Genomic DNA, 24,662 nt, shown 5'->3' on the forward strand with positions numbered 1-24,662 from the left:
GTTCACAAAATGCTGGCGAGGATGTTAGCGGGTTACGCTTTGACCCGCGGTGTGCTAGGCGCGTAGACTTAAACAGCGTGCCATGGCTTCGTCATGTCCGCATTCATGTTCTACCCCCTTCGAAATTCCGGGACTTCCGGGGTTTCGACTGATCAAACCTATCCACATCGGAGTCCCTACTACATGACCATCACCTCGAACGAGAACAACAGCGCACCAGTCGTCGCAATCAACGACATTGGATCTGCTGAGGACTTCTTGGCCGCAGTCGACGCCACCATCAAGTACTTCAACGATGGTGACCTCGTCGAAGGCACCGTCGTCAAGGTTGACCACGACGAAGTTCTGCTCGACATCGGTTACAAGACCGAAGGTGTCATCCCTTCCCGCGAGCTTTCCATCAAGCACGACGTTGACCCAGGTGAAGTTGTCACCGTTGGCGACAGCGTCGAAGCCTTGGTCCTGACCAAGGAAGACAAGGAAGGCCGCCTGATCCTGTCCAAGAAGCGTGCGCAGTACGAGCGCGCTTGGGGCGACATCGAAAAGATCAAGGAAGAGGACGGCGTCGTTACCGGTACCGTCATCGAGGTTGTCAAGGGTGGCCTCATCCTGGACATCGGCCTGCGTGGCTTCCTGCCAGCATCGCTCGTCGAGATGCGCCGTGTGCGCGACCTGGCTCCATACATCGGCCAGGAAATCGAAGCCAAGATCATCGAGCTGGACAAGAACCGCAACAACGTTGTGCTTTCCCGCCGTGCATGGCTCGAGCAGACCCAGTCCGAGGTTCGCTCGACCTTCCTCAACAAGCTGGAAAAGGGCCAGGTTCGTCCGGGCGTTGTTTCCTCCATCGTCAACTTCGGTGCATTCGTGGACCTGGGCGGCGTAGACGGCCTGGTACACGTTTCCGAGCTGTCCTGGAAGCACATCGACCACCCATCCGAGGTTGTCGAGGTTGGCCAGGAAGTAACCGTAGAGGTTCTGGAAGTCGATCTGGACCGCGAGCGCGTTTCCCTGTCGCTGAAGGCTACCCAGGAAGATCCTTGGCAGACCTTCGCCCGCACCCACGCACTGGGTCAGGTTGTACCGGGCAAGGTTACCAAGCTGGTTCCATTCGGTGCGTTCGTACGCGTCGAAGACGGCATCGAAGGCCTGGTTCACATCTCCGAGCTTGCAGTTCGCCACGTTGAACTGGCTGAGCAGGTTGTCTCCGTTGGCGACGAACTGTTCGTCAAGGTCATCGACATCGACCTGGAGCGCCGCCGCATCTCGCTGTCGCTCAAGCAGGCTAACGAAGGTGTTGACCCAGAGGGCACCGAGTTCGACCCAGCACTCTACGGCATGGCTGCAGAGTACGACGAGGCCGGCAACTACAAGTACCCAGAGGGCTTCGACCCAGAGTCGAACGAATGGCTCGAGGGCTTCGACACCCAGCGCGCTGCATGGGAAGCACAGTACGCTGCTGCCCAGGAGCGTTGGGAAGCACACAAGAAGCAGGTTGTTGCCGCTATCGCTGCCGACGCAGAAGCAGAGCCTGCTGCTGCCGGTGGTTCCGAGCCAGCTCCAGCTTCGTACTCCTCGGAGGCGCCAGCCACCGATGCAGGCACCCTGGCTTCGGACGAAGCACTGGCTGCACTGCGCGAGAAGCTGACCGGCAACTAATTCCGGCTTCTGCCTCGTGCAGAGATCGTGATTAGCTTTAGCTGATTCACGAAGGTCCAACCCTGCAAGGGTTGGACCTTCGTTTGTTTAACTGGTTTTTTGCTTGCCGGCATGGCTGGCGCGTCATTATTTCTGCTGACATCCGCCGGGCAGGAATAGCTCCGAAGGAGCACTGCTCTTAATACTTGCTGAGGTTAGACTAAAAGTGCACCGATCAGGTGGACTCACTAACGGCAGGTAGTAGCACATGGCAACGACAGGAAATTCGCCGGCAGACTATGCGGCAGGCGCAACTGCCGGGCAGCAGATCCCGGTGCGCCAGGTCAGCCACGAGGAGTGGGAGACTGTACCGCGCACTATTCCCAATTTCTGGGTTGCCGCAGCGACCTGGCTTCCGCTGGTTGCACTGGTGGTCCTCGTCCGTTCGGATCTTCTGCATTCCCCGTACCTGGACAAGGGCTTCATGGACATCCTCTCCTTCTCCATGGTCGCTACCGTCCTGGCCATGATCTTTGGCGGCGGACGGCAATCACCCTGGATGGGCTTGGGCGTAGCCGCCGGAATCTATTTCCTGCTGGCTCCGGCCGGGGACCTGCAAAGGATCCTGATGCTGGCGCTGGGCTATTTCCTGCTGCTCGCACTGTCCGTAGGTCTCATGGACGCACGGTTTCGACGCCTGCTGAGAACCTGGAAGCGTGAAGCCTCAGGAGGCATCGCCTTGGCGCCGGGGCAAGAGAGCGATTTTGAAATCACCAAGCAAATGTCGCCCATGGTATGGAAGCTTGCGGTGGGAGCACTGATCTACCCGCTGCTCCGGCTGGGCTGGGAACTGGTCAGCACGGAAGTTCATTCGCTGCATGACTTGGATGAAGGCTACCGCCTTGACGTGTACGCCGCGGCCGTCCTGCTGGGCATCAGCCTGCTGCTGAGCATGCTGCGCTGGATGCGCTTGAAATCGATGGGACTTTTCGCACTCGAAGTTCCAGCGGACCACCGAATTGGTCCAACGTCATTGCGGGCCTATGGCAACGCGATCCTCATCGAAACGGAAGAAACCGGGGCCTGCCTGTGCCGCAACGACGACAAGAACGGGTCCAAGCAGAAATTTGAGGATCCGCGATTCATTTTCTGCTCAGAGGTGTGCCCGGTGCACGGGGTGCATGCGGTCAACCAGCGCTCTGCCGAAGAGTTCCTGGGCATCGCGTCCCAGCCCTGGGTCTATGGGGAGAACCTGAATGGGAAACTGCTAGAGGCAACCGGCCAGCGCTTGGTCATTGCAGGGCTCAGCGGCTGGGGCTCACGCCCGGTCGCGGTGCGCGCTTCATGGCTCTACGGCGGAGGGAAGCAGGCCAGCGCCTACTACGTCCCGGCATCGGCACGCGAGCCTCTGGCCAGAACCAAGCGCCGCCTGGCGGTCCAGACCCCTGCCGGTGATTCGGTTACGGCTGATACTTTCGAGAATAATGAGCGGGGCGAGATCGACCGGATCAACCTTCGTCCATTGGGGATCAACGCCCAAGCCGTCCGCGTGCACGGTGGACGCCCTTTCTTGATCTAGCCGGATGGCCCCGGCGCATTGCCGCGAACTAGGCGGCCTTGGCCATGTGGTAGCTGTTGCGCACCGGGGTCTGGGTGGGATCGACGAAGCTGGGCAGGATGACCTTGGGTACGCCATCGTCGGCAATGACCTTGATCAACCCGGCATGAACGTCATGATGATGCGTGTCGCAGAGCATCGCGCTCCAGTAGACCGCAGTGACACCGCCCTCGGACCAGAACCAGATGTGGTGGATGTTGCAGCGTTCGGGATCCATGGTGCACCCGGGAACTATGCAGCCGCGATCGCGCACCGCAACACCCAGGCGCATGTAGTTCGGATGCTTGCGCTGGCTGCGCCCGATATCAAGGAGCTCGCCCCTGCCGCCGAGCACCATCGGGATGATGCGTGCCCTGGCCAGGGTCTGGCGCAGGTCAGTTGCATCGAGCTTGAAACCGTGCTGGGTGATGCCATGGGTTCTCGCGCGGCCTTCCAACTCGTCCAAGGTCAGCATGACCACGACCTGCGGGGTGATGGTGGGGACATCCACGGTGCCTGCATCATTCCCATCGGCGCCCTTGGGGGTCCCGCCATTGCGCGCGGCATCCAGCAGCTCCTGGAGAAGCTTCGTGTTGATCTCCAGCAGATTCATCAGGCCGTTGAGGCGGCGTGCCGCGGGAGAAAGCGGTGGGGAAACAGGATCTTCGCTGGCGGCAGCTTCCTCATCGGTCAAGAAATCCGGATGGCCTCCGGCGTCGGCCTGGTAGGAAGTGCCAGGGGCAGCATCCTGCCCTGTACGCTGTCCCGGAGACTGGGCAAAAGCCTCCCGTGCGGCTTGGCCGGAACCGGAGCGGGGATTGTCGCTTCGCGAAATGCCCGATTCGAAGAGTTCTGCGCGCGTAGGGCGCAGGGCGAGGTCGTAGTGGACCAGGCCGCCGCGTTCGCCCCGCCGGTACAGGCCTTCCTGGGCTTCGGGCCGCTTCTTGCCCAAGCGTTCCTTCTGGGATTTCAGGAAGCTGTTGACCAACTGCCTGCGGGTGCCGGGGTCGGGTTCGTCCAACTGCTGGTTGACGATGGATTCAAGCAGCTCGCCATCTTCGGTGAGCGCCGAGGCGGTGGCCGGTGCGGCGTATTCGTCGCGTTGGGGTTCCAGAGCGCCCAGGCGGCGGGCCGCGCTGAGCACTTCGGCTGGTGGCTGGCGCAGATCGGTGAAGCGCCGCGCCAGCAGCGGGAACTGTGCCTGGTGCCGCTGATGCTGGTAGTCGTATTGCGCGAAGACATGGCTGGCGGACTGGATGCGGCGCTTGGCCTCGAAATGGTCGGTGCGCAGCCAGGATGCCAGCAGTGCCGCAGGGCCGGTGAAGCTGGGCCGCTTTCCGGTGCGCTGGGCAGGGACGGAGAAATCGGTGGTGCCCTGGCGGGCCGCGGCGAGTTCAACCTGGGCCAGGGTGTGCGCCGCGGTGTCATCGACCAGGTGGGCTGCGTAGATCTGGGTGCGAAGGGCCTGGTGGGCCGAAGCTTCTGCCGCGGTGGCCAGGGCCAAGGCGTAGCGCGGATCGTGCAGGTAGTGGGACTCGGGGCCGGTGGCTGGATCGGCGCAGAGCAAGGTCTGGTGCAGGACGGGGATGAACGCGGCGACGGCCAGGGCATCGTCCACCGCGAGGGCCGGCGCATCCTTGATCGCTTGGGCAAGCCCGGCTAGCGCCTGGCTGACAGTTCTGTTCATGGCCCCAGCATGCGCCAGGCGGTGCGCGGCGTGCCGGCCGGCAATACGGCCTGTGGAAAAGCCTAGTGCGCGCGGGTTGATGCAGCCACGGTGAAGGTCCTGTCGCGGGCCAGCTGTTCGGTGGGGCCAACGCGGCGGGCCAATTCGCTGCGGTAGCGCAGGTGCGAATTGAACACGCACAGCAGGGTGCCTCCGGGAGCGAGCACGCGGGCGGCGTCGTCGATCAGCTTGAACGCGATGTCGGCGGTGACGGTGTTGCCGATGTGGAAAGGCGGGTTCAGCGTGACCAGGGTGGCGCTGGCGTCGGGCAGGCGGCCCAGGGCGTCATCCTGCACGGCGGTGAGGCGACCGGCCAAGTTGTTGCGTTGCGCGGCGGCCAGGGTGGAGGCAACCGCGGAGGCCGAATGGTCCGAGGCGTCCACGCGCAGCTGCGGGTTTTCCAGTGCTGCGCAGATGCCGATCGCGCCGTTGCCGCAGGCCAGATCGACCAGCGTGGCGTGCCCGGAGAGGTCCGGAAGGTTTTCCAGCAGGAGCCGGGTGCCCGGATCCAGCCGGGCGGCGCCGAAGGTCCCGGCACCGGCATGCAGCGTGAAGCTGGTGCCGCGCACCTGGTGGGTGGCAGTGGCCGGGAAGCTGCTGGCGGGCTGTTCGTCACGCGGGGTGCTGGCTGTGAGCACCCGGGATTTCTGCCGGGCCAGCGAGACATCGACGCGGGTGAAATGCGCCGCGAGCACCTCGTTCATGGAACGGCTCATGTGCTTGATGCGGCCACCGGCGAAAAGCTTCGCGCCGGGATCGGCGACAGCAGCTGCCGCGGCGGCCTGTTCTCCCAGCACGTCCAGTCCGCGAGGCAGGGCCAGCAGGATCGAACTGGCGCCCTGGGCGACCTGTTCCAGGGTGCAGAATTCGAGGTCTCCGGCCCGCTCGGGCATGAGCCGGGCGAGGTTGGCCTCGATGGCCCGGCGGGCGGTGAGCGAATCGGTGTGCACGCGCACGCTCGTGCTGCCTAGTGCCAGCGCGCCCAGGGCCAGCGCGCCGTAGTGGTCGCCGATGACCGCAATGGCATCCGGCCAGCGGTCCGAGGGTCCGGCCGCGGCGGCGCAGGTGTCCAGGATGAGCCGGTCGCAGGCGTCGGCGGCGTAGAGGTTGGCGGCTTCGACATCGGGCCAGCGGCGCAGGGCGGGGAGCAGGGCCTGGAGGCTGCTGGCGGCAGCGGGCGTGCCTTCGGGATTGGCGGCGGAGTTCAAATCAGATCAACCCATTGCGTGTTGGCGGCGGCCAGTTCCCCGGCGCCGGAGGTGAGTGCGGCGATGCCGGTGCGCAGCTGCGTGGCTGCTTCGGGAGTGTCCGGGATGCCGATCTGCACGATTGCGGCATCGGCCTGCCAGAGGGTCGGTTCGACCTGGTAGCCGGCGGCGCGCAGCTCGTTCTCGTAGCGGGCCGCGTCGGCGTGGGCGGCGGCGAAGGTGAAGATTCGCATGCGCTGGCGCAGGTGCAGCTGCGCATTGTCCAGCCCGGAAGATACCGCCTCGGAATATGCGCGGACCAGTCCGCCGGCGCCAAGCTTGATCCCGCCGAAGTAGCGGACCACCACGGCCAGCACGTCCGAGAGCACGCTGCCGTCGGCGATTTCGCGCTTGGCCAGGGCATCGAGCATCGGGATGCCGGCGGTGCCCGAGGGCTCGCCGTCGTCGTTGGAGCGTTGGGCCATGCGATCGGGGCCCAGGATGAACGCGCTGCAGTGGTGGCGGGCATCGAAGTGGGTCTTGCGCAGGGCCGCGATCTGCGCGCGGGCGGCGGCCTCGGTTTCGACCCGGTAGAGGTAGGTGATGAATCGCGAACGCTTGATTTCCAGCTCGTGCACGCAATCGCTGGTCAAGGTCGTGTACCGTGTCGCGGCCGAGTCGTTGGTGTTCATCCCTCTTAGTTTATAGGGTGGGAACATGATGCATGTGGGACTGACCGGGGGAGTGGCCTCCGGAAAATCTGCGGTCGCGGCCAAATTGGCCGCCCTGGGAGCCGTAGTCATCGATGCCGACGCGTTGGCGCGCAAGGTGGTCGAACCCGGCACGCCCGGGCTAGCTGCGATCAAGGACACGTTTGGCGAAGCCGTTTTGCTGGCCGACGGGTCGCTGAACCGTCCCGCATTGGGCGCGATAGTCTTCGCCGACGAGGCGGCGCGGGCCAAGCTCAACGCGATCGTGCACCCGCTGGTGCGGGAGCAAGCGGCGAAGTTGCGCCAAGGAGCGCCAGCCGGCTCGCTGGTGGTCGAGGACATCCCGCTGCTGGTCGAGACCGGCCAGCTGGACAGCTTCGACGCGGTGGTCGTCGTGGCCGCCCCGCACGCCGAACGCATCCGCCGCATGGTCCAGGACCGCGGCTGGACCCGGGAAGATGCCGAGGCCCGGATGGCCGCGCAGGCCACGGATGACCAGCGGGCGGCCGTAGCCGACTACCTGCTGGATAATTCCGGTACCTTGGAAGAACTGGAGGCGCAGGTTTCTGCCCTCTACCGCCAATTGGCGCCAGCACAGGAGTAGGAATGTACAAGATCTGCAAGTGGAGCACCCTGATCGCTTTCGCCGTCGCCTTGGTGCTGTGGCTCGGATTTGGCGGCCGCACCGAATTCGTTGCCAGCGAATCCGGGCCGTATTCGCCCGTGGTCTACATTTCCGGCTGCCTGGCCCTGCTGGGGCTGATTGCCGCCACCATCATGACCGTGGGATTCTTCGGCAGCAGCATCCAGCGCACCGTCAAGCGCAATGCGATCCGCTACGGGATGCGCAAATAGCACCCCGGATTTAAGCTGAAAGCTGGCTAGGGCGCAGCCCCAACGGTCGGGGCAAGTGGATATGCTGGAAGCATGAGTCTTGCACAGCCGATCAAGCGCGTGGTCGCCCCCTTCGAAGTCATCAGCGAGTACCAGCCTGCCGGCGACCAGCCGCAGGCCATCAAGCAGCTGACCGAGCGGATCAACGCCGGCGAGAAGGACATCGTGCTGCTCGGTGCCACCGGTACCGGCAAGTCCGCGACCACCGCCTGGCTGGTGGAGCAGGTGCAGCGCCCCACCCTCGTGCTGGTGCAGAACAAGACCCTGGCCGCCCAGCTGGCCAACGAGTTCCGCGAGCTGATGCCCAATAACGCGGTGGAGTACTTTGTCTCCTACTACGACTACTACCAGCCCGAGGCCTACGTCCCGCAGACCGATACCTTCATCGAGAAGGACTCCTCGATCAACGAGGAAGTCGAGCGCCTGCGGCACTCGGCCACCAACTCCCTGCTCACCCGCCGCGACACCATTGTGGTCGCCACCGTCTCGTGCATCTACGGCCTGGGCACTCCCGAGGAATACGTGGCCGGGATGGTCACCGTGCGCACCGGCGAGGAACTGAACCGCGACGCGATGCTGCGCCAGTTCGTGGCCATGCAGTACACCCGCAACGACATGGACTTCCACCGCGGCACCTTCCGCGTGCGCGGGGACACGGTGGAGATCATCCCGATGTACGAAGAGCAGGCCGTGCGCATCGAGTTCTTCGGCGACGAGGTGGAAGCGATCCACACCCTGCACCCGGTCACCGGCGAGGTGATCCGCGAGGAGACCGAGATGTACATCTTCCCGGCCAGCCACTATGTGGCCGGTGCCGAGCGGATGCACAAGGCGATCAAGCGGATCGAGGACGAGCTGGCGGTGCGCCTGAAGGAGCTGGAATCGCAGAACAAGCTCGTCGAGGCCCAGCGGCTGCGCATGCGCACCACCTACGACCTGGAAATGATGGAGCAGATGGGTTTCTGCAACGGCATCGAGAACTACTCGCGCCATATCGACGGCCGCGATGCCGGCAGCGCCCCGCACTGCCTGATCGACTATTTCCCCGATGACTTCCTGCTGGTGATCGACGAGTCGCATGTCACCGTGCCGCAGATCGGCGCCATGTACGAGGGCGACATGTCCCGCAAGCGCACGCTGGTGGAACACGGCTTCCGCCTGCCAAGTGCCATGGACAACCGCCCGCTGAAATGGGATGAGTTCCTTGAGCGCATCGGGCAGACCGTGTACCTTTCGGCCACCCCGGGCAAGTACGAGCTGGGCAAGTCCGACGGGTTCGTGGAGCAGATCATCCGCCCCACCGGGCTGATCGACCCCGAGATCATCGTCAAGCCCACCAAGGGCCAGATCGATGACCTGCTCGATGAGATCCGTACCCGTGTGGATCGCGATGAGCGCGTGCTGGTCACCACGCTGACCAAGCGCATGGCCGAGGACCTGACCGACTACCTCACCGAGCACCAGGTGCGGGTGCAGTACCTGCACTCCGATGTGGACACGATCCGCCGCGTGGAGCTGCTGCGCGAGCTGCGCATGGGTTCCTTCGACGTGCTGGTGGGCATTAACCTGCTGCGCGAGGGCCTGGATTTGCCCGAGGTTTCGCTGGTCGCGATCCTGGATGCCGACAAGCAGGGCTTCCTGCGTTCGGCCACCAGCCTGATCCAGACCATCGGCCGTGCCGCGCGTAACGTCTCGGGCCAGGTGATCATGTATGCCGACAAGATCACCGATGCGATGGACCAGGCGATCGAGGAGACCAATCGCCGACGGGCAATCCAGGAAGCGCACAACAAGGAGCACGGGATCGACCCCACGCCGCTGCGCAAGAAGATCGCTGACATCACCGACCAGCTGGCGCGTGAGGATGCCGACACCCAGGAACTGCTGAACAACAACCGGTTGGCGAAAAATGCCAAGCGCACCAAGGCCTCGTCCACCGTGCGCAAGGACGGGCTGGCCGCCGCCCCGGCCGAGGACCTGCTGGCCCAGATCGGGGAAATGACCGAGCAGATGCACGCCGCGGCCGCTGAGTTGCAGTTCGAGCTGGCCGCCCGGATCCGTGATGAAGTGTCCGAGTTGAAGAAGGAATTGCGCCAGATGAAGGCTGCCGGGCACGCGTAGCCCTGCTGCTGTCCAGCGCAGTTTTGGGACATGCGCCAAGCCTGTGCAGTTCCTGTGCGCTACACTTGATCACTGGACGTAGGGGAGTATCCCAATGCTGTGGACGTCAACACGCGAACCAATGATGTTTCGCCGGGCACAGCAGCCGATCACTGAGCCAGCTATCGAAGTGTTTCGAATTCTGGTGTGGCGGCGGAGAGACTTGCGGCGATTTTCCATACCCTCCAACGAAAGGTCGCTCGTCCGTGGGCACTAATGGGTTAACTATTCAATTCGAGATCATCGCGCTGATTGTTCTGTGCGCGGTGCTCATCGCAGACCTGCTGTACGTCACCAAGCGTCCGCACATTCCTTCCATGAAGGAAGCAGGCATTTTTGTCGGCATCTACATCTCCTTGGCATTGATCTTCGGTGCCGTGATCTGGACGCAGGCTGGACCCCAGCTTGGCCAGGAATTCTACGCCGGCTGGGTCACCGAATACGCGTTGTCGGTGGACAACCTGTTCGTCTTCATCATCATCATGGCGCGCTTCTCGGTACCGCGCAAGTACCAGCAGGAAGTGCTGATGTTCGGCATCATCATCGCGTTGGTCCTGCGCGCAATCTTCATTGTGCTCGGCGCCGCGATCATCGAGCAGTGGTCGTGGGTCTTCTACATCTTCGGCGCCTTCCTGCTGTGGACCGCATGGAACCAGCTCAAGGACGACGATGAGGACGAGGAAAGCGGCTTGGTTAAGAAGCTGACCTCCAAGCTGCCGATTTCCAAGGACTTCGATGGCGCCAAGCTGCGCACCGTGGTCGACGGCAAGAAGCTGTTCACCCCGATGGTGCTGGTCTTCGTGACCATCGGCATGACCGACCTGCTGTTCGCCTTCGACTCGATCCCGGCCATCTTCGGCCTGACCAAGTCCGCGTTCATCGTGTTCACCGCGAACATCTTCGCGCTGATGGGCTTGCGCCAGCTCTACTTCCTGCTCGGTGGCCTGATGAACCGCCTGGTCTTCCTGAAGCACGCACTGAGCTTCATCCTCGCTTTCATCGGCGTGAAGCTGGTCTTCCACGCCCTGCACGAGAACAGCCTGCCGTTCATCAACGGCGGCGAGCCGCTGCATTACGCGTGGCTGGACATTTCCGTGGGTGTTTCGCTGCTGGTCATCCTGGGCGCGATCGTTATCGCAACCGTGCTGTCGCTGTGGAGCCCATGGGGCAAGCGCGCCGCTGCTTCGGCTGAAGCCGCGGAGCTCGCCGGCGCAGCGGAAGCTGCAGAGCAGGACGCCGCCAAGTAATCCGCACAATTACCCGCCGGGACCAGTTGCTTCCAACTGGCCTCGGCGGGTTTTCCGTACCCGCATAGTGTGCCTATGCTGTTCTGCTAAGGTATTTTCCATGAGCGACCTATCGACAGAAGCCAGTGGCATTGCCACCGGCGTAGCACTAGCGTCGGGCACCATGTCCCGGCTGCTTGGACGCGCGGCCGGGCAAGGCCGATCGGTGACCGCTTGGCGGGTGCTTTCCACCCTGGACCGGTTGGGCCCCCAGCGCGTGGGCGACTTGGCCATCGAGCAGCGCGTGGCCCAGCCGACCATGACCGGTCTGGTCATCCGCATGGAAAACGACCAGTTGGTCCAGCGCCAACCGGACCCTGGAGACGGGCGCGCCAGCCTGGTGAGCCTGACCGGCGACGGCAAGGAGGCCATTGAAGCCTACCGGCAACGCGCGATTTCCTCGCTGGCCGGCGGCATCGATTCCTTCAGCGCCGAGGAACGGCGGATTCTGGCGCAGGCTGTGCCGCTGCTGCAGCGGTTGAATGACCAGGTTGCCGCGAAGCTGGACCATTAGCAGCAGAAGGCTTAACGCGCAGGGCGCTTGAATCCCCGGGGGATTCAAGCGCCCTGCGCGTTAACCTAGCCGGTGCGCGGGCTAGCTGTCCTGGGCCGCGGCGTCCGGGTCTTCGCCGTTGGCCATGGCCAGCAGCCGGCGGAAGATCGCCGGGCCGTCGTCGCCGATGCCGTCATGGTGGAATTGATCGGTCACCCAGGTCTGCAACCCGGCCACCTGCGAGGCGGTGCGCAGCGAGAGCTCGCGGTCCACGTAGACGTCGTCATGGTAGACCGCGGCGGCCACCGGCACGGTGTTCTTGGCCAGGACGTCCAGATCGTAGAGCGGGCCGAAGCCTTCGTGCTCGGCCAGGATGCGGGCCACGTCCTCCAGGGGGCGCAGGGCAGGATCTTCGGCGAAGTGCCAGCTGTAGATCATCTCGCCGGTCAGCAGCGGGGTCGCCGCGTGGCGGGTGAAGTCGGCGAATTCCGGCAGGACTTGTTCGGCCGCGAAATTGGTCGGCGCGCCTTGGGCGTAGATGGTTTCATGCATCAGCGCATAGAGCGGGTTCGAGGCGAAAGAGCTCTGGGCCAAGAGCGCTTCGAGGAAGTTATCCGAGAGGCGGTCGCCGCCCGGGGTGTGGCTGAAGGCCTCCTCGAAGATGTGATGCAGCAGGTGCACCCGGGTGTTTCCGCCCAGGTACATGCCCAGCATCTGCACCAGCGGCACGGTGACGCGCTGGCCGTTGGGCAGCAGCTCATCGTCATTGGTGCGCACATGCTCGTAGATCCTGTGCAGGGTCTGGAAGTCCTCGGGGTACCAGGAGAAGTACTCGCGGTTGCGTTCTGCCATCCGCTGGTAGGTGGCGCGGTAGACGGTCTTCGCATCGGCATCCAGCGAGGCCAGCCCGCCGGTGACCAGGCAGCGGGTGAGCGACTGCGGGAAGAGCGAGAGATAGGTCAGGGTGCAGAACCCGCCGTAGCTCTGCCCCAGGGTGCTCCACTGCTCGATGCCCAGGTGCTCGCGCAGGGCTTCGGCGTCGCGCACAATCGAGTCGGCGCGGAAATGCGAGAGGTAGCGGGCCTGGGCGGCCGAGTCCCCGCGCAGCGGCAAGGACTTGCGGTTAGCCGGGGTGGACAATCCGGTGCCGCGCTGGTCCAGCAGCAGCACGCGGAAGTGCTTGGTGGCTTCGGCCAACCATCCCGACAAGGAACCGGGGCGCGGGGATTTGCCCCCTGGACCGCCCTGCAGGAACAGCAGCCAGGGCTTGGCCGTGCCGGTGCTGATCTCGCGGGCGAAGACCGAGATCTTTTCGCCCTGCGGATCGGCGTGATCCAGTGGAACCTCGATGCGATGGTCGGTGACATCCATACCGCGGTAGTGGCGCATTAGTTCGCTCCTTGCATGCCAAGTTGTTGCAGTGCTTCGCCGTCCAGGCGCCGGGTGCTCCAGCCGTCCATGGAGCTGGAACCGATGGCGTCGTAGAACCTGATGGCCGGCTCGTTCCAATCCAGCACTGACCATTCCAGGCGCTTGTAGCCGCGTTCGACGCAGATCTGCGCCAGCGTGCGCAGCAACGCGGTGCCGGTGCCTGAACCGCGCTGGGATTCGCGCACATACAGATCCTCCAGATGGATGCCGTGCCGGCCTTCCCAAGTGGAGTAGGTCAGATACCACAGGGCCATGCCCTTGAGCGTCCCGGTTTCATCCTCGGCAACATGGGCGAAGACCTGGGGATTGGGGCCGAACAGATGGGATTGGAGGTCTGCTGCGGTGTTGAGCACCGCATCAGGTTCCCTTTCATAGTCGGCCAATTCCTGGATCATCGCCAAGATCTGCGGGCAGTCGCCCGGAACAGCTTCACGCACAATACTCATGTGTTCCAGCTTACCTCCGTCGCACCGCTAAAACGTCGGTGACCAGACCTAAGGTTGAATGCATGATGGGTGGACACCACGCGGTGAGCGGCGCAGCCGCATGGTTGGCAATTACAACTGACGTCACCGTGGGTTCGGTGAACCTGGGGCTGGGAACTTTCCAGATGGACCGCTGGGAAACCCTGGCCGGCGCGATCGTCTGCGCTGGCGCGGCCCTGCTGCCCGACGCGGATCACCATGGGGCCACGATCGCCCGCTCGCTGCCCCCGTTCTCCAGCATTTTCACGCGGATTGTCGGTTCGGTTTCGGGCGGGCACCGCAACGGCACCCATTCGCTGATCGGCATCGCCTTCTTCATCTTCCTGGCCTGGCTGGCCAACGGCTGGGATGTGCAGACCGCGGCGTTGGGCACGGTCTACCCGGCCGCGGCGCTGTTCGCGATCCTGCTGATTTCCTTCGCGGTGAAGACCATGAAATTCATGCCGCCGCTGCTGTGCTGGATTATCGCCTTGGCCGCCGGGACTTTCGTCGGGATGAATGCGCCGGAGCAGAACCTCTGGTTCCTGATGGCAGTCTCCCTGGGCGCGATCGTGCACGTGCTGGGCGACATGCTGACCATCGGCGGCTGCAATCTGCTGTGGCCGATCAAGATCGGCTCGCCGCGCTGGTTCCGCCGGCTGCCGCTGATTGGCGGCTGCTGGAAGTCCAATGGGCGGGTGGCATTGCCGATTCTGGCCGAGACGGGCTCCACCGCAGAATGGCTGCTCGCGACGCTGCTCACTACCTATGTGGGCATCGCGCTGATCGTCGCCTGACGGCCCCCGGCCCGCTGCCGGCTCGCCGCAGTGCAACGCGCTTTGGCTGGCAGCCGGTGATCTGGCATGATCCGAACCATGCAGTTTCAATTCACCCGGCGCATCACCTGGGATCAGCTTCCCGGCGAACTGCGCGCGCGGATCGAATCGCACCTTGGATCCCGGGTGATCCGGGCGCTAAGCCAAGCCTCGGGGTTTTCCCCGGGCAGCGCCGATCGGCTGCTCACCGCCGATGGCCAGCGGGTCTTCGCCAAGGCGGTGCATCCGGGCCTCAGCGCCCCGGCCACGGCATTGCACGCCCGCGAAGCGGCAATAGCGGCCAAGCTCCCGGCGGCCTTGCCGGTTCCGCAGTTCCTGGGGCGCATCAGCTGGCAAGGCTGGGAGGCCTTGGTCTTCGCTGAAGGCCCAGGGGCCAGCCCGCAGCTTCCCTGGCCGGCCGGACAGCTGGAACGGGTACTGGACACGCTGGCGCAGCTGGCTCATCAGGCCCCCGATTCCCTGATTGAGCTGCTGCCGCCGCTGGAGGAGGAACTGCGCGAGGACGTAGCCGGTTTTGGGCGGATCATGCAGGACGGCTGGCTTCCAGCTGATCCCTGGGTGGCACAGAACCTGGAAGAACTCCATGGGCTGGCCATGGACGGTATCGGGGCGCTGGCCGGAGACCAGCTGGTGCATTCGGATCTGCGCTCGGACAACATCCTGCTGGGAGACGGCGGAGAAGTGCTGCTGGTGGATTGGCCCTGGGCTTCGCGGGGCGCCGCATGGTATGACGCGTTGACGGTGCTGGTTGAAGCGCGGATCTTCGACCCGGCGCTGGATGCGGATGCCATTGCCGCCTCCCACCCGATCTTCGAATCGGTGGGCGCTGACGCGGTCAGCGCGGTCTTAGCTGGACTGGCAGCCTACTATGTGGACGCGGCGCGCAGGCCCGAGGTTCCCCGGCTGCCCACGCTGCGCAGCTATCACGCGAAGCAGGCGGCCGCCACCGTTGGGTGGCTCAAGGCGCGGCTGGCCTAGCTGGCTATTGCAGGGGCTAGCTGAACCGGGCCGGCGTGGCATTTTCCCCGCGGTAGACCAGGGCCAGGCCCAGGACCAGCGAACCGAGCTGGACCAAGGTCGCCAGCCACGCGCCGGAAGCAAAGAGCTCGGACCAGCCGCTGAGCAGCCCGACCAGGACCAGCAGCAGGAGGCCTGCCCCGAGCAGGCGAAGCTTGTACCCGTTCATGGCCATACCCTACGGCACTGTCCGCGGCATTGCCACCGGACTCCGGGAAGATGCCTCGGGCATCGAGTGCGCGACTAGCCCAGATGCCGGGGTTGGTCCAGCGCCGTGCCGGATCCCATGCAGATAATTGGCGGCAAGCCGGAATCCAGCCGGGAAAGTACCAGCTGTTCCTGCGCAACGAGGTTCTGCGGCAGGGCATCGAGCGGGAACCAGCGAAGCTCGCAGGCTTTCTCCGGTTCCATGAGGCGTGGAGTACCGTCCCACTGGCGCGCCAGGAAGAAGAAATCCACAGGGGATTGGGCGCCGCTGCCCGCTTGCAGGTAGCGGTGCACCGTGCACAGCGGCTGGAGCTGGTCTGCCGCGATCCGGATGCCCAGTTCCTCGCGGGCTTCGCGAACGGCGGCGGCAACGGCAGCCTCGCCGGGCTCAACGTGCCCGGCGGCCGCCGTGCTCCAGAACCCGTCCATGTAGCCGGTTCCCGACCTCAGTTGAAGCAGGACTTCGTCGGCGCGCCGCAAGATGGCGTAGCTGATGGCGGGCATCAGGAGTCCAGGCGGCCCACCGAAGTCACCTTGACCACAGGTTCGCCGGCCTCGTCCGAGTCATCCAGGGAGATGGTGGCGGTGATGCCCCAGTCGTGGTGCTCGGATGGGTCGGCGAAGATCTGGCGCACCTCCCAGGTGCGCTGGGGCATGTCCTTGATGATGAACAGCTTCGAGCCGCGTCCGGCGGGACCGTCGTCGATGTCCTCGTGCTCGTCGAAGTAGTCGTCCATGGCATCGGCCCAGGTGTCCGCGTCGAAGCCGCTATGCCCGTCGAGCTCGCCTAGGGCCTTGTCCTGCTCGTCGGCGAACAGCTTCACGCGGCGGAACATCTCGTTGCGGACCATTACGCGGAAGGCGCGCACATTGCTGGTCAGCTTTTCCGGTGCCGGAGGCGGTGCGGTTTCGGTTGCCTCGCTCAGCTCGCCGCGGGAGAGCTCTTCCCATTCGTCCAGCAGCGAGGAGTCGATCTGGCGGATCATCTCGCCGAGCCATTCGATCAGGTCTTCGAGGTCCTCGCGCAGCGCGTCCTGGGGAACGGTCTGTCGCAGGGCCTTGTAGGCATCGGTGAGGTAGCGCAGCAGCACGCCCTCGGAGCGGGCCAGCTGGTAGTACTGGACGAAATCGGAGAAGCCCATGGCGCGTTCGTACATGTCGCGCACGATCGACTTCGGCGCCAGTTCGAAGTCCGAGAGCCACGGCGCGCCGGAGCGGTACTGCTCGAAGGCGCTTTCCAGCTTCTCGGCCAGCGGCATCGCATAGGTGATTTCATCCAGTGCGTTCATGCGGTCGTTGTAGTCCATGCCTTCGGCCTTCATCGCGGCGATGGCCTCGCCGCGGGCCTTCTTCTCCTGGCCGGAGAGCACCTGGCGCGGCTTTTCCAAGGTCGCCTCGATCACCGAAACGACATCCAGCGCATAGCTGGCCGAATCCGGATCCAGCAGGTCCAGGGCGGCCAGCGCGAAGGGCGAGAGCGGCTGGTTCAGCGCGAAGTTCTGCTGCAGGTGCACGGTCAGCTCATAGTAGTTGCCGTATTCGTCTGGCTCATTGCGGCGCACGACCACCTCGGTGGCGATCAGTTCGCGCAGGATTCCCAGGGCGCGCAGCTTCAGCTTGCGCTGGGACGCCGGGGTCTCGTGGTTTTCGCTGAGCAGGCGCTGGGCGGCCTCGAACGAATTGTCCTCGCGCTCCAGCAGGTTCAGCAACATCGAGTGCGAGACCTGGAATGAGGACTTCAGCGTCTCGGGGGCGGCCTCGACGATCTTCTCGAAGGTCTTCTCGCCCCAGGTCACGAAGTTCTGCGGCGGCTTCTTCTTCGGGATCTGCTTGAGCTTGGAAGAGCCCTCGCCGTGCTTCTTCAGCGCCTTTTCCATGGCCTTGTGGTTCTCGATCGCATGCTCCGGAGCCTGCACCAGCACGGTGCCTGCGGTATCGAAACCTGCGCGGCCCGCGCGCCCGGCAATCTGGTGGAATTCGCGGGCGTTCACGATGCGCGTACGGGTGCCGTCGAACTTGGACAGCGCGGTGATCACCACGGTGCGGATCGGCACATTGATGCCCACCCCCAGGGTGTCGGTGCCGCAAATGACCTTGAGCAGGCCGGCCTGCGCCAGCTGCTCGACCAGGCGGCGGTACTTGGGCAGCATGCCGGCGTGGTGGATGCCGATGCCGTGGCGCACCAGGCGGTTCAGCGTCTTGCCGAACCCGGCGGCAAAGCGGAATCCGCCGATCATCTCGGAGATCTTTTCCTTCTCCTCGCGCGTGGCCACATTCACGCTCATCAACCCGGTGGCGCGGTCGATGGCATCGAGCTGGGAGAAGTGCACGATGTAGATCGGCACCTGCTTGGTCTTGATCAGTTCCTCCACGGCCTCCTGCACCGGCTCCATGGAGTAGTAGAAGTGCAGCGGGATTGGGCGCTCGGTGTGCGCGACGGTCACCGTCGGGGTGCCGGTGCGCTCTTCGAGTTCCTGCTCGAAGCGGGTGACATCGCCCAGGGTGGCGCTCATCAGCAGGAACTGCGCCTGCGGCAGCTCGATCAGCGGCACCTGCCAGGCCCAGCCGCGCTGCGGATCGGCGTAGAAGTGGAACTCGTCCATGATCACGCAGCCCACGTCCGCCTTGGAGCCTTCACGCAGGGCGATGTTCGCCAGGATCTCAGCGGTGCAGCAGATGATCGGGGCGTCGGCGTTCACCGAGGAATCACCGGTGACCATGCCGACGTTCTCTGCGCCGAAGATCTTGCACAGGTCGAAGAACTTCTCGGAGACCAGCGCCTTGATCGGCGCGGTGTAGAAGCTGATCTGGTCTCGGGCCATGGCGTAGAAGTGGGCTGCGATGGCAACCATGGACTTGCCCGAGCCGGTGGGGGTGGCCAGGATGACGTTGTTGCCGCCGGCCAGCGCCATCGACGCTTCGTCCTGTGCGGGGTAGAGGTTGATGCCACGGGTTGCGACCCATTGGCCGAAAGCCTCGTAGATTTCGTCGTCGGATACGTTCTTGGCGTCTGCTGGCAGATAATCGGTGAGCAACATGATGTTCCTAGCCTATCGGTTGAGAACTATGACTGGGGGCTAGTTGTTGCGTGCGCCTCTCGTTTAGGCTCGGGAACATGAAATGGGATCCGACGAAATACACCGAATTCTCCGATTACCGGGGCCGCCCGTACCTGGATTTGCTGGGGCAGCTGGCCGCAGTTGACGCGTCGAAGGTCATCGATCTGGGGTGCGGGCCGGGAAACATGACCCGGCTGCTGGCCCAGCGCTGGCCGCAAGCGCAGGTCACCGGACTTGATTCCTCACCGGAGATGATCGCCAGGGCCACGCAGAGCGAGCACGAGGAAAACCTGGGCTTCGCGCTGGCCGATGCCACGGCCTGGACCCCTGACTCCGACACGGACCTGCTGTTCTCCAATGCGATGCTGCAATGGCTTCCGGGGCACCGCGAGTTGCTGGCCGGTTGGCTGGAGCACCTGAAGCCCGGAGCGAACGTGGCCATCCAGGTCCCGGGCAATTTCGGCTCTCCGTCGCACGCGGTGATGCGCGCAGTTGCCGACAGCCCGAAGTGGTCCGGCCAGCTGGCAGGGGTGCTGCGCCATGACGACGTGGTGGGCGAGCCCGGCGAATACCAGCGGATCTTCCTGGACGCGGGGTTCCAGGCTAATGTCTGGGAAACCACCTACCATCAGCTGCTCGCGGGGGAGGACCCGATCCTGAACTGGGTTCGCGGGACGGCGCTGCTGCCCATTCGCCACACGCTCAGCGACGAAGACAATCTGGAGTTCGAAAACGACTACCGGGCCGAAGTCTCCACGCACTACCCGTCATTTGCTTCGCAGGACGGTACCGTCCTGACGAACTTCCCGTTCCGCAGGATTTTCATGATCGGGCACAAGCTCGGCTGATTTGCTCCAGGCTCGGCATCGTCAGAGCGCTTGGAAGGTGAGCTGGCTCAGCGATTGCTTCCCGCCAGGCACCTTTGCACGATGCCGGGCAGCACACGGACGCAAACCAGGACAACCAGGATGCCCAACGCCACCCCGGAGAAGACATCGTGGACGAAGTGGGCGCCTACGCCCACGCGGGACAGGGCAATGAGCAAGACGGCCGGTATCGCGTACTTGGCCAGCTTCGGAAGGGCCAGCGTGCAGGCTGCGGCGACGCCGGCGGCGACGACCGAATGCTTGGAGGGCCAGGACCAGTCGCCTGCTTCCGGGCATGCCACTGCGGTGAGAGCATCCAGGGCGCGGCAGGGGCGTTCCTCGGCGGCCAGGATCTTGGCCAGTTCGCTCAGGCCATAGGCCGCTACGGCGCCAATCGCGCCTGAAACCAGGCGCCAAAACGCAACTCGATTACGGAAGCAGCACAGGACGGCGAGCGTGCATGCCCCGGCCATCAGCAGCAAGAGCAAGGTCTCGGAAAAGAACGCAGCCGCTGCGGAGAGCGGTGCCGACTTGGCAACAGGTCCTGAAATCCCCAGGTACAAGGCATCACGCAACGGATAGGAGGCCATCGCCAGCACGGCGAGAACCGCGACGATGATGGCTGGCCGCGAGGGGACGACGGAAATTGGTGCGGAGGACCGTGAGTTCACAAGTGGTGATTATACGGATCTGATCCGGCGGCAGGCATCAGCTGGAAGAGGTCCCGCACCATTAAACGCTGCTGCCAGCGGCACGGATGCCGCTGGCATTGCAGTCAAAGGGCTACCACCCGCGTTCGCGCCACTGCTCCAAATTCGGGCGTTCTGCCCCCAGTGTCGTCGAATCTCCGTGCCCGGGTAAAACCTTGGTTTCGTCCGGGAAGCGGTCGAAGATGCGTTCGGTGACGTCTGTGAGCAAAGAGAGGAACCGCTGCGGGTCCTTCCATGTGTTGCCCACGCCTCCGGGGAACAAGCTGTCGCCGCTGAGCACCGCCGGCTGGCCGGAGGAATCAACCAGCGCATAGCCGATCGAACCCGGCGTATGCCCTCGCAGGTGGATCGCCTCGATGATCACATCGCCCAGCTTCAGCTGGTCGCCGTGGTTCAGCGCATGGTCGATCTTGACCCCGCATTCTCCAGCGATGCCGGCCACGTCGTCTGCACCGGCGTAGGTTTGCACCGGGTACTTCTCCACGGCTTCGGCCAACGCGCGCACGTGGTCCCTGTGCTGATGCGTCGTGGCGATGCCGATAATGCGCGGGTCGCTCGCGTCTTCACTGGCCGCCTGGATGAGCCGCTCGATGGCCGGCATGTCATCCGCCGCATCTACCAGCAGCTGTTCGCCGGTCTTCCGATTAGTTACCAGGTACACGTTGTTTGCCATGTCGGATACTGAGACCCAACGGACGGTCACATCGTTCAGCAATAGTTCGTTCATGCAACCAGACTACGGTGCAGATCCCGGCTGACGCGATAGGCTCGGATAAATGCCAAACACAGTCCAAAGGATGGAGTGCAGGATGACCGAACTGGAATTCATCAAGATCGAGCCGAACTCGGGCGTGGCGCCGTATCAGCAGGTCCGTGAGCAGATCCTCTCAGCAATTGCCAAGGGCAAACTAGCTCCGGGCACCAAATTGCCGTCGGTTCGTGCGCTCTCGGGCACCTTGAACCTCGCGGTGAATACCGTCGCCAAGGTCTACAAGGAACTTGAGCTGCAGGGTGCAGTGGTCACCCGCGGCCGCCATGGAACCGTGGTCCAAGCCGCGGAGAATCGTGCAGAGCAGGAAGTCAGCGATGCGGCCGCCGATCTGGCCCGCATCGCCCAACTGTGGTCGGTCGACGAAGCAACCGCGGTAAAGTACCTGCGCGCTGCGTTCAGCTCCCTGCCAAGGTAGCCCGACGCGGTCCTGGAGTCGGCCCCGAATCCCGGCGGGGGGATGGAGCCTGGTGAATGCGAAATGGCATAGTGGTACGTTTTGCTGTGGACAGCTCCAGTATTTCCCGGGGTTGATTAGCTGCCAGCAAGGTAACGGGTGATCGATTTGTCGCATCGCCAACTTTACGACCGCCAGGGTGCCGCCGCTCGCCGTGCCTTCAGCGGGACTCCACCGAATGCTGTCGGGTTGGTGAACCGTAATGGTTCTTGAGTATCTCTATACGGTGTGTCGCGTTGCCTAGTTTGTCAGTTTCCGAAGTCGCCAGCACTGCTGCCCGTAGCCCTCGACACTGCACCTTCCGCAAGCGATAGGGTAAGTGCGAATTACCCACTTTCCCGATGGCGATTCACTTGGAGTTACGGTTGGCGGGTTTTCCCGGTATGACCTTATCGCCGTGCTCAACTCGCAATAGATACAGCTCAACGCCCACGCAGAGCATTTGCTCGGCGCTGCGGTGTTTGGAGATGCCAACAAGCAACACGTTATTAGCCTGGTTGAACGCGGTGTGAGTAACTTAGGCTTGCCAGATGGCGGAACACTTAAGCAAGTATTCGACGCGGCTCTAATGCGCCGATCGAAGCTTTGCCCTCCGACCGCTGGCCCATGTCCCCGTCTAGCTATGGACAAAATCGTCCACACACTTCGTGATGCGTCGACGGCATGCACCTGAACGTTCTTTCACAGTGGCTGCTCCGACGCTTGGCGACGACGATGAGTATCCAAGAGGTTTCTACCTCCGTGCAGTGAATGGGCAGCTCCGGGTTTGAGGCTACTGTTGCGAAGGCCCGCAGCGTTGGTTTCCTGATGACCAATTCATTTTCCACTTGCATCCGTAGCGACACGATTTCCAGGTTCGCCTTGGCATCGACTCCGCATCGATATTTCTCAGATTCTCGTGAGAAGAACAACTTGAGGAGCGCCCGCAAGTGGAACGACCAACGGGACTTAGGATTGCTAGCGACCGCTAGACCTAGTATTCACTCTGGTAGAACGGATGCATGCGATGGCTTGCGAAATGGTTCGACGAAACTGACTGGCCGAGGGACCCTCTCCTGGATGAATTCCGCGATTCAGTTTGGGAGCTCACGCTCGCCGGAGAGACCAGAGGGTGGCTGACCACCTCGATCACTATTATGCGATCGTTCCCGTTTTTCTGGGACAAGCAAGAGAACATGTGGTTCCAAGTGCACTGGTTAGAGGGCGAGCATGAATTACCGGAGGAGGACTACGCGCCAGGGTGGTACACAGTCGAAGAACTGCGGTACGGGCATTTCGTCACCGATGACCCCAGGAATGGTCAAGAGACCAGCTTTAGTGCCACCAGAGTCATCGGTACCGAGCGCGACCAATTGTGGAATCAACTGGATCACGGTGTAATTCGATAAACCGTGAGATGCCCAGATTGCTGTCCTGTTCAGGAACCTTCATCGAGACGCCAAGGACCAGATGTTTGCAGAATGAAGCGGGAGCACACTGGACTAGTTGCCATCCGCGCCTAGCGACACGGAGCGGTTGCCCAGTGACTGGAGACACCTCGGCAATAATGGTCTGCATGATCGAACGTGAACGGTGGAGCATGCGATTCCCGAATAAGTACCAGTCAGCTGGTTGGGGCATCGTCAGTGCGGTGATGTGCGCAGGCCTCTTGGCGGGATGCTCCGTAGTCCCGGATTATTCGGGTGATACCTGCGATGGACGTAAACCGGTTGGCTCTCTGGAGCAAGCCGGCAGGGACCTAGTGGCTGCCGCCTACGCCGCCGATCGGGACGGTGTATGCCGAGTGACCGCACCTTTCCCAGGCGGAGTTCTGGACGATTCAATGGTCGCCATGACTCGGGAAATCCTGGCCGAACGGGGCATCACCCCACAGAACGTCACTGTGGTAACTGGAGAACAGATGGGAAGTGGTGTGGCCGTCCAATTGACAGACGGCAGCAATAACGCTTCCCGCGCGATCGACATCAGCGGCACGGTCGTCCGCGACGACGGATTCACGGTGGGCCTGCCGCCAGAGCTGTATCCCGAGGTTCCGGAGCACCCTGCATCACCGTCTGCATCACCGTCTGCATCGACAGATTCTGCTTCCCGATAGCGCCAGTTACACAGTGAAACGTCCAACGCGACGTCAGTAACCGGAACCCGTACCGGCACGTAGAGGAAAGTACTATAGGGGAGGCGTGCGGAGATGTCATGCTTCACTTATCCGAAGCATGACACCAGCGTTGTTCGGTTAGGCCAATTCGCGGAACCCAAGTCGCTTATATAGATTTAGTGCAGCACCGGAAGTTCCATCTCCGATCCGCAAACTCAGGGTGTCCGCCCCATGCTTCTTGCACGCAGACACGGCAGCGGCAATCAAGGTGTGGCCCAGGCCATGCCCTTGATGAAGGGGATCAACGAAAAGATCGATGATGAATGGGCCGAATAGATCCTCATCCCAGATCGATTTCTCGACAACAAAGATCGCCCCAATCGGCCTTCCCTGTCGCAACGCGACAAAAGAAGCATTTTCGAGGAACTGACCAAACTCGTTGGCAAAAGTTTCTTCCATCTCGGATTGAGCTTCTTCAAGAGTCCCGGCCGCAATTCCGGGTGGGTACGCTGCGAAATACGGATCAGCTAGCTCCGTCGCGGATGAAGATTCTGCATGGCAAATTTCTGCGTACGAAGAAACAGCGGGAGCGAAATCTGCGTTCTGAAGAACAGCTTGCAAAACATCAGAGGGCATGGCAAATCCATTCGTAGGTCTTCTGAACTGATTGAGAGAAAACTTCATGAATGGAACATGACTTGAATCTAGCATCCAAAAAATCAGTGGTCTACAGAAAATTTTCCAATACTTTTGACGTGTTGAGTAGGCTCAGCTTGCTTTCGACGAAAGTGTCCCGAAAGCCGGTCACAAATAGGATCGCGCCACGTGCTGACTCGCATCGCAGAAGTTTCATGGATTTACAGGAACACCGGCTGTTCCGTATGCCCCGTCCGTGTAGTGACCGGTGAGGGGGGCGCGAAACGGAACGGTGTGGCGCTGCCTCATGATGTCGAATGCTTGCACAGAAAACAATTGCTGTCGGATGGCATGCACCGCGGACGATGCCATTGCGCGGAACATTTGGCCAGGTTCGCTATGTTGTTGCATTGCGGATCAGCGG

At 62.9% G+C, this 24,662-nt stretch carries 24 protein-coding genes; 13 read left to right on the forward strand and 11 right to left on the reverse strand.

Features of this window, described 5'->3' with window-relative positions:
- The first annotated feature begins 183 nt into the window (after window positions 1-183).
- Together rpsA and ACIQTS_RS02570 are read left to right on the forward strand one after the other, a co-directional pair.
- Window positions 184-1,659, forward strand: a complete 1,476-nt coding sequence (gene rpsA, locus ACIQTS_RS02565; RefSeq protein WP_013349277.1) for a 30S ribosomal protein S1 — start codon at window positions 184-186, stop codon at window positions 1,657-1,659.
- 247 nt (window positions 1,660-1,906) lie between these two features.
- Complete coding sequence (locus ACIQTS_RS02570) at window positions 1,907-3,217, forward strand: hypothetical protein (RefSeq protein ID WP_402470962.1); 1,311 nt, start codon at window positions 1,907-1,909, stop codon at window positions 3,215-3,217.
- A gap of 28 nt (window positions 3,218-3,245) precedes the next feature.
- Here ACIQTS_RS02570 and ACIQTS_RS02575 read toward each other — a convergent pair whose 3' ends face one another.
- The 3 genes from ACIQTS_RS02575 to ACIQTS_RS02585 all read right to left on the reverse strand — a co-directional run bounded on the left by ACIQTS_RS02575 (window position 3,246) and on the right by ACIQTS_RS02585 (window position 6,840).
- On the reverse strand, window positions 3,246-4,922 hold the full coding sequence (locus ACIQTS_RS02575; RefSeq protein ID WP_402470964.1) for an HNH endonuclease signature motif containing protein: 1,677 nt from the start codon (window positions 4,920-4,922) through the stop codon (window positions 3,246-3,248).
- Window positions 4,923-4,984: 62 nt separating this feature from the next.
- Window positions 4,985-6,169 (reverse strand): class I SAM-dependent methyltransferase, encoded by a 1,185-nt coding sequence (locus tag ACIQTS_RS02580; RefSeq protein WP_402470967.1) that lies wholly within the window; start codon window positions 6,167-6,169, stop codon window positions 4,985-4,987.
- On the reverse strand, window positions 6,166-6,840 hold the full coding sequence (locus ACIQTS_RS02585) for an IMPACT family protein (protein WP_402470969.1): 675 nt from the start codon (window positions 6,838-6,840) through the stop codon (window positions 6,166-6,168). Before ACIQTS_RS02585 ends, ACIQTS_RS02580 begins: the two co-directional genes overlap by 4 nt.
- Window positions 6,841-6,865: 25 nt before the next feature.
- Here ACIQTS_RS02585 and coaE point away from each other — a divergent pair, with 25 nt between their 5' ends.
- From coaE to ACIQTS_RS02610, 5 genes are all read left to right on the forward strand, one after another.
- A complete protein-coding gene (gene coaE, locus ACIQTS_RS02590) occupies window positions 6,866-7,462 on the forward strand; it encodes a dephospho-CoA kinase (RefSeq protein ID WP_402470971.1) in 597 nt (198 codons plus the stop codon).
- Between the two features lie 2 nt (window positions 7,463-7,464).
- On the forward strand, window positions 7,465-7,713 hold the full coding sequence (locus ACIQTS_RS02595; RefSeq protein WP_402470973.1) for a hypothetical protein: 249 nt from the start codon (window positions 7,465-7,467) through the stop codon (window positions 7,711-7,713).
- A 72-nt stretch (window positions 7,714-7,785) separates the two neighbouring features.
- The gene (gene uvrB, locus ACIQTS_RS02600; RefSeq protein WP_133834225.1) at window positions 7,786-9,873 is read left to right on the forward strand and encodes an excinuclease ABC subunit UvrB; all 2,088 of its coding nucleotides are present in this window, start codon (window positions 7,786-7,788) and stop codon (window positions 9,871-9,873) included.
- Between the two features lie 245 nt (window positions 9,874-10,118).
- Complete coding sequence (locus ACIQTS_RS02605) at window positions 10,119-11,159, forward strand: TerC family protein (RefSeq protein ID WP_402470976.1); 1,041 nt, start codon at window positions 10,119-10,121, stop codon at window positions 11,157-11,159.
- A gap of 100 nt (window positions 11,160-11,259) precedes the next feature.
- Complete coding sequence (locus ACIQTS_RS02610) at window positions 11,260-11,712, forward strand: MarR family winged helix-turn-helix transcriptional regulator (RefSeq protein WP_105656688.1); 453 nt, start codon at window positions 11,260-11,262, stop codon at window positions 11,710-11,712.
- Window positions 11,713-11,793: 81 nt separating this feature from the next.
- Here ACIQTS_RS02610 and ACIQTS_RS02615 read toward each other — a convergent pair whose 3' ends face one another.
- Window positions 11,794-13,080 (reverse strand): alpha/beta fold hydrolase, encoded by a 1,287-nt coding sequence (locus ACIQTS_RS02615; protein WP_400288143.1) that lies wholly within the window; start codon window positions 13,078-13,080, stop codon window positions 11,794-11,796.
- A complete protein-coding gene (locus ACIQTS_RS02620) occupies window positions 13,080-13,568 on the reverse strand; it encodes a GNAT family N-acetyltransferase (RefSeq protein WP_402470980.1) in 489 nt (162 codons plus the stop codon). Before ACIQTS_RS02620 ends, ACIQTS_RS02615 begins: the two co-directional genes overlap by 1 nt.
- A 62-nt stretch (window positions 13,569-13,630) precedes the next feature.
- Between ACIQTS_RS02620 and ACIQTS_RS02625 the strand changes: the two genes are divergently transcribed.
- Both ACIQTS_RS02625 and ACIQTS_RS02630 read left to right on the forward strand, forming a co-directional pair.
- Window positions 13,631-14,383, forward strand: coding sequence for a metal-dependent hydrolase (locus tag ACIQTS_RS02625; RefSeq protein ID WP_105656685.1), 753 nt, complete (start codon window positions 13,631-13,633; stop codon window positions 14,381-14,383).
- Between the two features lie 78 nt (window positions 14,384-14,461).
- Complete coding sequence (locus tag ACIQTS_RS02630) at window positions 14,462-15,400, forward strand: phosphotransferase (protein WP_402470982.1); 939 nt, start codon at window positions 14,462-14,464, stop codon at window positions 15,398-15,400.
- A 16-nt stretch (window positions 15,401-15,416) separates the two neighbouring features.
- Here the strand turns inward: ACIQTS_RS02630 and ACIQTS_RS02635 are convergent, their stop codons facing one another.
- The 3 genes from ACIQTS_RS02635 to ACIQTS_RS02645 all read right to left on the reverse strand — a co-directional run bounded on the left by ACIQTS_RS02635 (window position 15,417) and on the right by ACIQTS_RS02645 (window position 18,684).
- Complete coding sequence (locus ACIQTS_RS02635) at window positions 15,417-15,608, reverse strand: hypothetical protein (protein ID WP_332498565.1); 192 nt, start codon at window positions 15,606-15,608, stop codon at window positions 15,417-15,419.
- A 74-nt stretch (window positions 15,609-15,682) separates the two neighbouring features.
- Window positions 15,683-16,150 (reverse strand): NUDIX domain-containing protein, encoded by a 468-nt coding sequence (locus ACIQTS_RS02640; RefSeq protein ID WP_332486769.1) that lies wholly within the window; start codon window positions 16,148-16,150, stop codon window positions 15,683-15,685.
- Window positions 16,150-18,684, reverse strand: a complete 2,535-nt coding sequence (locus ACIQTS_RS02645) for an RNA helicase (protein WP_105656681.1) — start codon at window positions 18,682-18,684, stop codon at window positions 16,150-16,152. Before ACIQTS_RS02645 ends, ACIQTS_RS02640 begins: the two co-directional genes overlap by 1 nt.
- Before the next feature lie 77 nt (window positions 18,685-18,761).
- On the opposite strand from ACIQTS_RS02645, the gene ACIQTS_RS02650 reads away from it, so the two are divergent.
- Window positions 18,762-19,553 carry a methyltransferase domain-containing protein gene (locus ACIQTS_RS02650; protein ID WP_402470985.1) on the forward strand — a complete coding sequence of 264 codons (792 nt, stop codon included), beginning with the start codon at window positions 18,762-18,764 and terminating at the stop codon, window positions 19,551-19,553.
- A 47-nt stretch (window positions 19,554-19,600) separates the two neighbouring features.
- Here ACIQTS_RS02650 and ACIQTS_RS02655 read toward each other — a convergent pair whose 3' ends face one another.
- Together ACIQTS_RS02655 and ACIQTS_RS02660 are read right to left on the reverse strand one after the other, a co-directional pair.
- Entirely contained in the window at window positions 19,601-20,242 is a 642-nt protein-coding gene (locus ACIQTS_RS02655; protein WP_402470987.1) for a phosphatase PAP2 family protein, read from the reverse strand.
- A gap of 112 nt (window positions 20,243-20,354) precedes the next feature.
- Window positions 20,355-21,008: an MBL fold metallo-hydrolase gene (locus ACIQTS_RS02660; RefSeq protein WP_402470990.1), complete on the reverse strand. Its 654-nt coding sequence runs from the start codon at window positions 21,006-21,008 to the stop codon at window positions 20,355-20,357.
- A gap of 82 nt (window positions 21,009-21,090) precedes the next feature.
- On the opposite strand from ACIQTS_RS02660, the gene ACIQTS_RS02665 reads away from it, so the two are divergent.
- The 3 genes from ACIQTS_RS02665 (at window position 21,091) to ACIQTS_RS02675 (ending at window position 23,602) form a co-directional block, all read left to right on the forward strand.
- The gene (locus ACIQTS_RS02665; RefSeq protein WP_105656678.1) at window positions 21,091-21,468 is read left to right on the forward strand and encodes a GntR family transcriptional regulator; all 378 of its coding nucleotides are present in this window, start codon (window positions 21,091-21,093) and stop codon (window positions 21,466-21,468) included.
- A gap of 1,040 nt (window positions 21,469-22,508) precedes the next feature.
- Window positions 22,509-22,895 (forward strand): hypothetical protein, encoded by a 387-nt coding sequence (locus tag ACIQTS_RS02670; RefSeq protein WP_402470993.1) that lies wholly within the window; start codon window positions 22,509-22,511, stop codon window positions 22,893-22,895.
- Between the two features lie 167 nt (window positions 22,896-23,062).
- The gene (locus ACIQTS_RS02675; protein WP_402470996.1) at window positions 23,063-23,602 is read left to right on the forward strand and encodes a hypothetical protein; all 540 of its coding nucleotides are present in this window, start codon (window positions 23,063-23,065) and stop codon (window positions 23,600-23,602) included.
- Window positions 23,603-23,740: 138 nt separating this feature from the next.
- On the opposite strand, the gene ACIQTS_RS02680 is transcribed toward ACIQTS_RS02675, so the two are convergent.
- The gene (locus tag ACIQTS_RS02680; RefSeq protein ID WP_402470999.1) at window positions 23,741-24,286 is read right to left on the reverse strand and encodes a GNAT family N-acetyltransferase; all 546 of its coding nucleotides are present in this window, start codon (window positions 24,284-24,286) and stop codon (window positions 23,741-23,743) included.
- Window positions 24,287-24,662: the final 376 nt, after the last annotated feature.

Origin of the sequence: Glutamicibacter sp. NPDC090743 (genome assembly GCF_044769125.1) — a bacterium.
Classification (GTDB): domain Bacteria; phylum Actinomycetota; class Actinomycetes; order Actinomycetales; family Micrococcaceae; genus Glutamicibacter.

Bases quoted from the DNA above. Each gene is read 5' to 3' on its own strand.
- ACIQTS_RS02645 (WP_105656681.1), bottom strand. From the start codon at position 18,684: ATGTTGCTCACCGATTATCTGCCAGCAGACGCCAAGAACGTATCCGAC.
- ACIQTS_RS02620 (WP_402470980.1), bottom strand. From the start codon at position 13,568: ATGAGTATTGTGCGTGAAGCTGTTCCGGGCGACTGCCCGCAGATCTTG.
- coaE (WP_402470971.1), top strand. From the start codon at position 6,866: ATGATGCATGTGGGACTGACCGGGGGAGTGGCCTCCGGAAAATCTGCG.
- ACIQTS_RS02680 (WP_402470999.1), bottom strand. From the start codon at position 24,286: ATGAAGTTTTCTCTCAATCAGTTCAGAAGACCTACGAATGGATTTGCC.
- ACIQTS_RS02610 (WP_105656688.1), top strand. From the start codon at position 11,260: ATGAGCGACCTATCGACAGAAGCCAGTGGCATTGCCACCGGCGTAGCA.
- ACIQTS_RS02625 (WP_105656685.1), top strand. From the start codon at position 13,631: ATGATGGGTGGACACCACGCGGTGAGCGGCGCAGCCGCATGGTTGGCA.
- uvrB (WP_133834225.1), top strand. From the start codon at position 7,786: ATGAGTCTTGCACAGCCGATCAAGCGCGTGGTCGCCCCCTTCGAAGTC.
- ACIQTS_RS02585 (WP_402470969.1), bottom strand. From the start codon at position 6,840: ATGAACACCAACGACTCGGCCGCGACACGGTACACGACCTTGACCAGC.
- ACIQTS_RS02660 (WP_402470990.1), bottom strand. From the start codon at position 21,008: ATGAACGAACTATTGCTGAACGATGTGACCGTCCGTTGGGTCTCAGTA.
- rpsA (WP_013349277.1), top strand. From the start codon at position 184: ATGACCATCACCTCGAACGAGAACAACAGCGCACCAGTCGTCGCAATC.
- ACIQTS_RS02640 (WP_332486769.1), bottom strand. From the start codon at position 16,150: ATGCCCGCCATCAGCTACGCCATCTTGCGGCGCGCCGACGAAGTCCTG.
- ACIQTS_RS02675 (WP_402470996.1), top strand. From the start codon at position 23,063: ATGATCGAACGTGAACGGTGGAGCATGCGATTCCCGAATAAGTACCAG.
- ACIQTS_RS02615 (WP_400288143.1), bottom strand. From the start codon at position 13,080: ATGCGCCACTACCGCGGTATGGATGTCACCGACCATCGCATCGAGGTT.
- ACIQTS_RS02630 (WP_402470982.1), top strand. From the start codon at position 14,462: ATGCAGTTTCAATTCACCCGGCGCATCACCTGGGATCAGCTTCCCGGC.
- ACIQTS_RS02570 (WP_402470962.1), top strand. From the start codon at position 1,907: ATGGCAACGACAGGAAATTCGCCGGCAGACTATGCGGCAGGCGCAACT.
- ACIQTS_RS02595 (WP_402470973.1), top strand. From the start codon at position 7,465: ATGTACAAGATCTGCAAGTGGAGCACCCTGATCGCTTTCGCCGTCGCC.
- ACIQTS_RS02650 (WP_402470985.1), top strand. From the start codon at position 18,762: ATGAAATGGGATCCGACGAAATACACCGAATTCTCCGATTACCGGGGC.
- ACIQTS_RS02575 (WP_402470964.1), bottom strand. From the start codon at position 4,922: ATGAACAGAACTGTCAGCCAGGCGCTAGCCGGGCTTGCCCAAGCGATC.
- ACIQTS_RS02670 (WP_402470993.1), top strand. From the start codon at position 22,509: ATGCGATGGCTTGCGAAATGGTTCGACGAAACTGACTGGCCGAGGGAC.
- ACIQTS_RS02665 (WP_105656678.1), top strand. From the start codon at position 21,091: ATGACCGAACTGGAATTCATCAAGATCGAGCCGAACTCGGGCGTGGCG.
- ACIQTS_RS02635 (WP_332498565.1), bottom strand. From the start codon at position 15,608: ATGAACGGGTACAAGCTTCGCCTGCTCGGGGCAGGCCTCCTGCTGCTG.